The organism is Dapis brunnea BLCC-M229 (genome assembly GCF_050015995.1).
Taxonomy (GTDB): Bacteria; Cyanobacteriota; Cyanobacteriia; order Cyanobacteriales; family Microcoleaceae; genus Trichodesmium.
Genome location: NZ_JBNHEP010000096.1, coordinates 1 through 7,889, shown reverse-complemented (window position 1 = coordinate 7,889; position 7,889 = coordinate 1). Strand labels below are relative to the sequence as shown.

The following is a 7,889-nucleotide window of genomic DNA, read 5'->3' as shown; positions in this document are numbered from 1 at the left end:
TTCTGACTGAAGAATCCCGCGCTCTCCCGTAGGGGAGCGTCGGGAGTATGTCAAGATTGAGGGAACTTCTTTGTTACTTAAATCATCTTGAATATTGGGAAACAGATAAGGGAGATGGGAAATATTTTTCAAGCTTTTTCCTGTGTTGCCTCTAATTACCTCCTGATTTCTACGAAAAAATTTATAGAGTTTTTCATTAAAAATAGACCACAACTATCCGGTTTGTAATTTATAAAAAATTAAGCATACTGATTTTATTTCTGTAGTCTAGCTTGATGAAAACCTCTAAAATCTTGGCAAAGATACTAAATGGGTTCTATATAGCAATTCCCATACTGGTTAGGTACAAAATTCTAGGTTTGATAGCAATTTCAAAAAAGAATGTGACGAATAATAATGGTAATTAAAAGATTTTGCGTCAGATGGATATTTGATCAAAAGGGAATATTCACGCTAATAAATGATATTTAAACTATATTATTTTCACTCCTGACTCTTGACTTGTGACTCTAGCTAAAAAATCCAACTCATTTATAGTTTATAGCAAAAATTTATCAAGCTGTCATTAGGTAACAGGTAAAAGACAAAAAAGATTACAAGTGTTTCTCACTATCCTAAGAAACATTATATAAGAAAGAAATACTCCATCCTTAAGTTTTTATACTAGACAATAAGCATTAATTGTGTAGTATAAAAAATTTTCATTTATATAATAAATGCCAAACTCTATCGAGTTTAAATTTTATGGTTTTAATTCTCATTTTCACAAAATATTAGGAAATCTATTCCTCTAAATTTAGTATAATTTCCGGAATAGAATCAAAATTTTTGGATGTTTGATAATTAGGGTATAGAAATAATTTTCCATGCCACCCATTTTTTTAGAGTCAACTGAAAAAACTAAACTTCTTCTTTTTAATTAATGGTGATACCTATGAAAACTGTTGATATCAAAAAATATATTATTTTAATTCCGCACCACCGCTTAGACTTGGTCGGAGCAAATGCTATGAAGCAGCAATTTATATCTCTTCTAAGAAAACAATGCAATCTTTGGATTATTGATATGGCAAATGTAGAGTTTATAGATAGTTCTGGTTTGAGTGCATTAGTTATTGGTTTAAAAACAGCTCGTGAGCATGGTTATCGTTTAGCGATCTGTAACCTTAATCCTACAGTTAAAATGACTTTTGAGATTACTCAATTAGATAGAGTTTTTCAAATTTTCAATAATCTTGATGAAATTTTTTCGGACTCTGATTTAAAATTAGCAACAGCTTAGTTAATGATTTATTAGATAATCGGCTCAGATGCTAATTTTAATAGCAATTGAGCTGATTTTCTGGGTTATAATTAATTAAGTATTTCCTAAAAATTCACAATTATCAAAATACTATTTTCAAAGCTGAAGTTTATACTTATGCTGATAGAGAAATTGGTATTAATCTCAAAGCATATTTGCTAAAATTCAAGCATTGCCAAATGTGGGCATTTCCACAGAAGAAGCAGATTGACCAGAGCCAAAAGCAGGTAAGTCAAGACCATTAGCTCGACGGTTTCTAACTGCTAGACGATAACTAACACTTTGTAGCTCTGCATGAAGTTGACGGTTTTCCTTCTGCAACATTTCAACTTTGTCGAGGACTTCTGCAAGTCGCTCGGAAAATTTTTGACGATAGACTTCTGGTAGTTCTTGTACTACTTGTTCTAACATTTGGGAGCGGTCTGTTAATTCTTGGACAGAATGACGCAAATTATATATTTCTGCATCTCGTTCAGAAATTTGTTCTTGATAAAAAGTCACTTGTTGTTCAACTTCGTTTAGCTGTTCCTTTAAACTTTGCATTTGAGACTGGTAACGTTCAGGAACAGTAGATGTTGGTACAATACCTGTATTTCCCTTAACTAAGCGAAAAAGTTCTTGAGACAATTGTTGAATTAATTGGTCTCGCATTTGTAATTCTTCGTTAAGACGAGAAACTTCAACTTGAAGTTGTTGCGAATTTAACTTTTGCATCTGATTCACTGTAGTTTTACTCCTAATTATTCAGTAGTTCCTTGATAGTATTTTTAAATTCTATAGTTTCTAATTACTAAGGGAATAGCAGAAAATAAATTATCCCAATTTTTGTACTCTATTTTTGTAGTATCTCCTGACTGGTTACTCCCTACTCCCTTACTCTTTCAATTTCTTCCCTACTCCCTACTCCCTACTCCGTTATTTTCATAGCTAATGGGATAATTTTTTATTTGGAAGTCCCTAATATAATTATAAATTATGGGAAGTGGGGAGAACTTTCCCCTAATTCCCAATGTTACTTTGATTTTTGAGCTGGGCAAACAAATCTAAAATTCTGGAAGTCTTTGGAATTAAGCTTAATAGTATCCGATCAGTATACATACTCAAAACATCACATTTAAGCCTAGTCAGCACTTCAAAATAATATGGGTTTGCCCTAGATTTTTGAGTTAAGCAAAAACTCTTAAACCTTTAAAATATTACTATTCTACTGACGCTACTACTGGTTCTGATGGATTTTGATCGTCTGTTTTGGTAATTTTGGGTACTTCCTGTTTAATTGTTAAGTAACGAATAACTTCTTCACTTAAACGCATTGCCCTTTCCAACACTGCTATTTGAGTAGGGGGACCTTGATAGTTCATCTGAATATATGTACCTTCACGATGATCGTTTATCTCATAAGCTAAACGACGTTTACCACGATGTTGAATTTCTAGATCGTAAGCTCCCTGTTCCTGCAACATATCCTTATATTTTGTAATTGCCTGCTCTACTTGTTCTTCAGTTAGATCGGGACGCAGGATATACATTGTTTCGTAAATGAATGGTCTCATAGAAATAATCTCCTTTTGGACTACATGGCTTCTGCTAAAACTTAGAATTAGAAGAAGCAAGGATCTTCTATCATACAAAATTTTGGCTAAACATCCTAGTGCTAGTCTCAAAAATCTTTAGCGGACTTGCATATAAACAGCATCAGAAATAGTGGGTATTTCTGCGTAACGCCCCATTGCTGACTGAACTACTGTATAAATAAATGAAGCTAAAATTCCCAGGAATATCATATTAGAAAGAGTTTCCAGAATAAATCCTCCTAAAGTCCCCCCTAGTATTGATAGAATCAGACCACACAAAATTAAAACAATGTCCAACAAAATTGCCTGCATCGTATTAAAACGAATAAAATGAGATATATTATTATTTCTCACTACCAGTAAAAACAGAGCAAAGAAAACTATTAAGCCAAGGAAAGGTATACCTCGGTAAATCTGTAACAAAGGTGCAAGAGGAATTAAAATTAGTTGTAGAGGAGGAAACTGTTGAAATAAGTATCTTCCATATACTAATCCATCTAGTAAAGGTAATAGGTAGGGTAAACAAGCAAAAATTCGGTCTTGAACCGTTGTGGAACCGCGCCAAGTCATCGTAAAATACTCCTGAATTTAGTCAGATATAAACACATATAAATTCAGGATAGCGCATTAACATATTAGAATCCCTCAAGTCAATGGATTCTCCGAGACTTTAGTATCTAGTATAGAGATTACTGATTCTTTCAGAGTGCTTAACTACCTCTGCTCTAGCAACAGTTGGCCAGAGACAGAGCTTTCCTAAGTCGTTCAGGTGGTTAGCCTCAATTTTAGGATTCCCAACCATACTATCGATCAATAATCTTTAATCTTTTGATTGAATAGTGGTACTTTGTTAATTTTCCTAGCTTGGTTTCTCCCAGTATTAGCAACTGGCAGACATTAGCTCACTAATTAGCCTTAAAATCTTTATTTATATTCCCCTAATGGGGATTCTAACTCAAAGGTTTGGTCTTTTTGTTGGGACTTTCTATTGAATAGCAAAAGTTTGCTTAAAAGCATAAGGCTTTAGACCTAAATTATTAGTAATTTAGATAAGTGCCGAGCTATGAGAATGATATTTGCCACTCTGAAAAAACTCCAAATTTTAATTAATCAAATCAAAACTAATTATTCTATACTGGCAATACGAAAACCCATTTCACACTCATACTGATCTGGTTGAGTATCTGCTAATTTAGGAACTGGATGACCACAACGTAGTTGACCACCTTTCCAACGGGGTTGACCACTTTGATTAGCTAATAAACAACCTTGACAAACTCGTTGAGGCTCAACAAGCTGATTTTCCATTAAAATAACTAACATAATTACACCTCCAGGGATATCCCATTCTGGTGTCTATATTTTAAGCTAAGATTATAGTATAAATAAGCAAATTGCTACAGAATTTAACATTTATACAATATCCTATAGTTAAAATTTAGGAAAATTTGTATTAATTTCTACTAAGTGAAAATAAATTTCTGATAGTTAATTATTTAGGGTTTGCTGATTAAATATAAAAGCACTGACATATAAAGGTAAGTGCCTTTGTATAGCGAAAAAAAGTGCAAATTTTTCAGCTTGAGTGACCAAAAATTTAGGACTTTGAGCAGACAAGCACAGAAAGATACAGGTATAATTATTTCCACTACTCCCCCCCTCTCCCCACACTCCCCACACTCTGCTTTTTTCAGCAAACCCTATTTATTCCCGCACAACAGACCAAATTTAATTAACCCTCGTTCATATCCACGGCTCATTAAACCTAGGGAAAGAGCAGCTTCAATTGTTGTCCAACCACTGAAGAGCAAACTCACAAGAACTTTAGGGTCAAAAGCTGATTCAATCACTACATCCCAGAAAGGAGCAGCAGCAGTTGACCAGTCAGCAGTACAGATATCTTGAAAACCTATATTTTGGGCGATCGCTTCATACTCGGGCAAAGAAATAACATAAGGCAAAGCATAAACCCGATAAATATCAGCTAAGTGCCTCCGTTCATCATCAGTCAGTTCTCCATCAGAGCTATCTACTGAACGATGACACCAAGTAGCCATAATTATTGTACCACCAGGCTTTAGCACTCGATGGCATTCTTGCAAAAATTTCTGTTTATTAGGCATATGTTCTCCACTTTCGAGAGACCAAACCAAGTCATAAGATTCATCAGCAAAGGGCATATCTAAGGCATCAGCCACTATGAAATTAGTCTGTTGACTTAAGTTCGCCGACTCAGACCGTTCCTTAGCTCTTTTGGCCTGCACAGGAGAAAGGGTGATACCCGTAGCAGTAGCATTAAACTTTTCGGCTAAGTACAGTGTACTACCACCAATGCCACAACCTACATCAAGGATCGAGGTAGGAGGCCACAAACTTGATGATTCATTTGCTGCTCCCCAGTGAAGTAGTTCCTCAATCATATCTATTTGAGCTTGTCGCCTGTTTTTTTTCTGTTTACCATCTGGTCCATAGTAGCCGTGGTGCATATGTTCGCCCCATGCTTCTTCCCACAGACTGGAGGAAGCATCATAGAATTGTTGAATTTGTTCGATTAGAGTTGAGGTCATTTCAGTTATCAGTTATCAGTTATCAGTACCTCCGGCTTAAGTCAGAGGCTTGATAACTTAATTTCATGGTCATAATTATAGATTAATTAAGGTTCTAAATTTATGAGTTGGACTTATACCATTTCTTTGTAACAATTTCCTTAATAATTGTCTATCAAATCTTATTGTGCTGGCGCAGGTCGCTCCTGTTTATTTAAATCTTACCCTTAAGAGCGAGGTATTTAATTGTAGCTTGATACAGAAATGGTATTACGCAAAGAAACCCAAATTATACGAGAAATTCTTGGTTTGAACATTTGAACAATAGACATCTACGAAAAAACAGGATTTCTGGCTTCGCCTGCATAAGTCATGTTGATTTTATTAGACTTATTATATCTTTGAGTACAAATCTCAAAAATTCAAAGTTATTTTGTTTGAGCTGAAAGTGTAATGAATTCTAATTTTAGATAATTATTTGTGTAATTTTCGAGTCTCAATTGGTATTAGTTATTTTTCCTTAAACAACTAACTAAAAATATAAACATACATACTAAAAAATTGCAATGACTGTAGCTCGGACGATTTGCCAAGGTTTTATTGTTGTTATTACTATTGGAACTATATTACTAATGCTACCTATCTCGATGAGTAATGGGAATTGGAGTCATCCTGTAACTGCTTTATTCACAGCAACTTCTGCTGTTTGTGTGACTGGACTTTCAGTCGTGAATGTGGGAGAATATTATTCATTTTGGGGGCAGTTTTTCCTGTTATTATTGGTTCAAATTGGAGCTTTTGGTTATATGACTGCTACAACTATTCTTTTGTTGTTGCTAGGCCGTAAATTTAGTCTGAAACAAAAAGTCGCTCTTCAGCAATCTTTGGAACAGGTGGGATTAGCAGGTGTGGAGGGTTTAATTAAGTCAATTTTAGGGACAACAATTGTGTTTGAGTTGACCGGTATTTTGTTACTATTGTTAGTTTTTGTGCCAATTTATGGCTTTCAAGAAGGTTTTTGGCATTCTATTTTTCATAGTGTTAATGCTTTTAATAATGCTGGTTTTAGTTTGTATTCAGATGGGTTTGTTCAATATGTCAATTCTCCGTTGCTAAATTTTGTAATTACTGGTTTGATTATATTTGGTGGATTGGGATATCAAGTTATTATGGAAATGTTTTTATGGCTGAAAAAACGTTGGCAAGGAAAACAAGTCTGTCACACTTTTTCTCTACATTTTAAAGTAGTTACTAATACTACTATTTTTCTATTAATAGTTGGTTTGATTGCTTTTTTTATTGCCGAATTTAATAATCCTAATACTCTAGAAAATTTAGACCTAGGGGAAAAATTAATTGCTGCTTGGTTTCAATCTGTTACTACTAGAACTGCTGGTTTTAACACTATTGATATTGGCAATTTGACTGATGCTGGTGTATTTATCACCCTTGCTTTAATGTTTATTGGCGCTAGTCCGGGTAGCACTGGAGGAGGGATTAAAACTACAACTTTTAGAATATTATTTAATAGTACAAAAGCAGCTCTAGAAGGTAGAGATGAAGTATTATGTTATCAACGCAAAATTCCGATGATAGTTATTATTAAAGCTATTGGTATAGTCTTTGCATCAACTCTATTGGTGGCTGTTGCTACTACTGTAATTGTATTTACTGACCAACAATTAGAATTAACTCAAATTTTCTTTGAGGTTGTATCTGCTTTTGCTACGGTGGGTTTATCTACAGGTGTTACCTCTAATTTTACAATTCCCGGACAATTAGTTTTAATTGCAACAATGTATATAGGTAGAGTAGGTGTATTATTGTTGGTTTCAACTGTTTTTGCTGAACAAAAGCCTAGTGCAGTTGAATATCCAGAAGAAAATTTATTTGTATAATATTAGTTTGAAAAAATCTTGCTAAGTAGGTAGTTCAACAATTAATAATTAATAATTAATAATTAATTATTAATTATTAACAATTACCTCTCCTTGAAAAGAAGAGGATTGACTAATCATGAAAATTTTTTCTTGTTTCTCCTTTCTCCTTTAAAGGATAGGCTTTAAACCTTAATTATTCGGTAAAATTAAATAGAAAATGATTGTTGAGAGGCAACAAGGAACAGGGTATAAGAAACAGGAATTCAACAATTTATCTGACTTTATCTACCATTTTTTAACGAATAATTAATAATGATTAATTAAATACCTTGGTTAAAAGCCTCCCCTTTCAAGGGGAAAAAGCGGTCTAGGAATGGCGAGGTTTCCCGAAGAATGCAGATCCCTCCGCTTTTCATGTCGCTCCTGCATTAACGCGGGTTGTGCGGAGCGCTAAATGCCATATCCAATCGAAAAGAAATAATATTTCCTTATATTCAATTCCGTTAAAGTTTTAACCAGAAGTAATTATCCATTATCCATTATCCATTATCCATTATCCATTATCCATTATCCATTATCCATTATC

The 7,889-nt window shown here is 34.0% G+C and carries 8 protein-coding genes; 2 read left to right on the top strand and 6 right to left on the bottom strand.

Annotated features, from left to right (window positions below; translation table 11 throughout):
* On the bottom strand, positions 1-213 hold a 213-nt coding region (locus tag ACP6PM_RS11440), incomplete at its 3' end, for a hypothetical protein (protein WP_426584690.1).
* A 721-nt stretch (positions 214-934) separates the two neighbouring features.
* On the opposite strand from ACP6PM_RS11440, the gene ACP6PM_RS11435 reads away from it, so the two are divergent.
* On the top strand, positions 935-1,282 hold the full coding sequence (locus ACP6PM_RS11435; RefSeq protein ID WP_426584688.1) for an STAS domain-containing protein: 348 nt from the start codon (positions 935-937) through the stop codon (positions 1,280-1,282).
* Between the two features lie 186 nt (positions 1,283-1,468).
* On the opposite strand, the gene ACP6PM_RS11430 is transcribed toward ACP6PM_RS11435, so the two are convergent.
* The 5 genes from ACP6PM_RS11430 to ACP6PM_RS11410 form a co-directional block, all read right to left on the bottom strand.
* Entirely contained in the window at positions 1,469-2,026 is a 558-nt protein-coding gene (locus ACP6PM_RS11430) for an Npun_F5560 family protein (protein WP_426584687.1), read from the bottom strand.
* Between the two features lie 476 nt (positions 2,027-2,502).
* Positions 2,503-2,856 carry a 30S ribosomal protein S6 gene (rpsF, locus tag ACP6PM_RS11425; RefSeq protein ID WP_426584685.1) on the bottom strand — a complete coding sequence of 118 codons (354 nt, stop codon included), beginning with the start codon at positions 2,854-2,856 and terminating at the stop codon, positions 2,503-2,505.
* Positions 2,857-2,973: 117 nt separating this feature from the next.
* Complete coding sequence (locus ACP6PM_RS11420) at positions 2,974-3,447, bottom strand: Tic20 family protein (RefSeq protein WP_426584683.1); 474 nt, start codon at positions 3,445-3,447, stop codon at positions 2,974-2,976.
* A gap of 555 nt (positions 3,448-4,002) precedes the next feature.
* Positions 4,003-4,200 carry a hypothetical protein gene (locus tag ACP6PM_RS11415; RefSeq protein ID WP_426584681.1) on the bottom strand — a complete coding sequence of 66 codons (198 nt, stop codon included), beginning with the start codon at positions 4,198-4,200 and terminating at the stop codon, positions 4,003-4,005.
* A 377-nt stretch (positions 4,201-4,577) separates the two neighbouring features.
* A complete protein-coding gene (locus tag ACP6PM_RS11410; RefSeq protein WP_426584679.1) occupies positions 4,578-5,444 on the bottom strand; it encodes a methyltransferase domain-containing protein in 867 nt (288 codons plus the stop codon).
* 545 nt (positions 5,445-5,989) lie between these two features.
* Between ACP6PM_RS11410 and ACP6PM_RS11405 the strand changes: the two genes are divergently transcribed.
* Positions 5,990-7,321: a TrkH family potassium uptake protein gene (locus tag ACP6PM_RS11405; RefSeq protein WP_426584677.1), complete on the top strand. Its 1,332-nt coding sequence runs from the start codon at positions 5,990-5,992 to the stop codon at positions 7,319-7,321.
* Positions 7,322-7,889 lie beyond the last annotated feature (568 nt).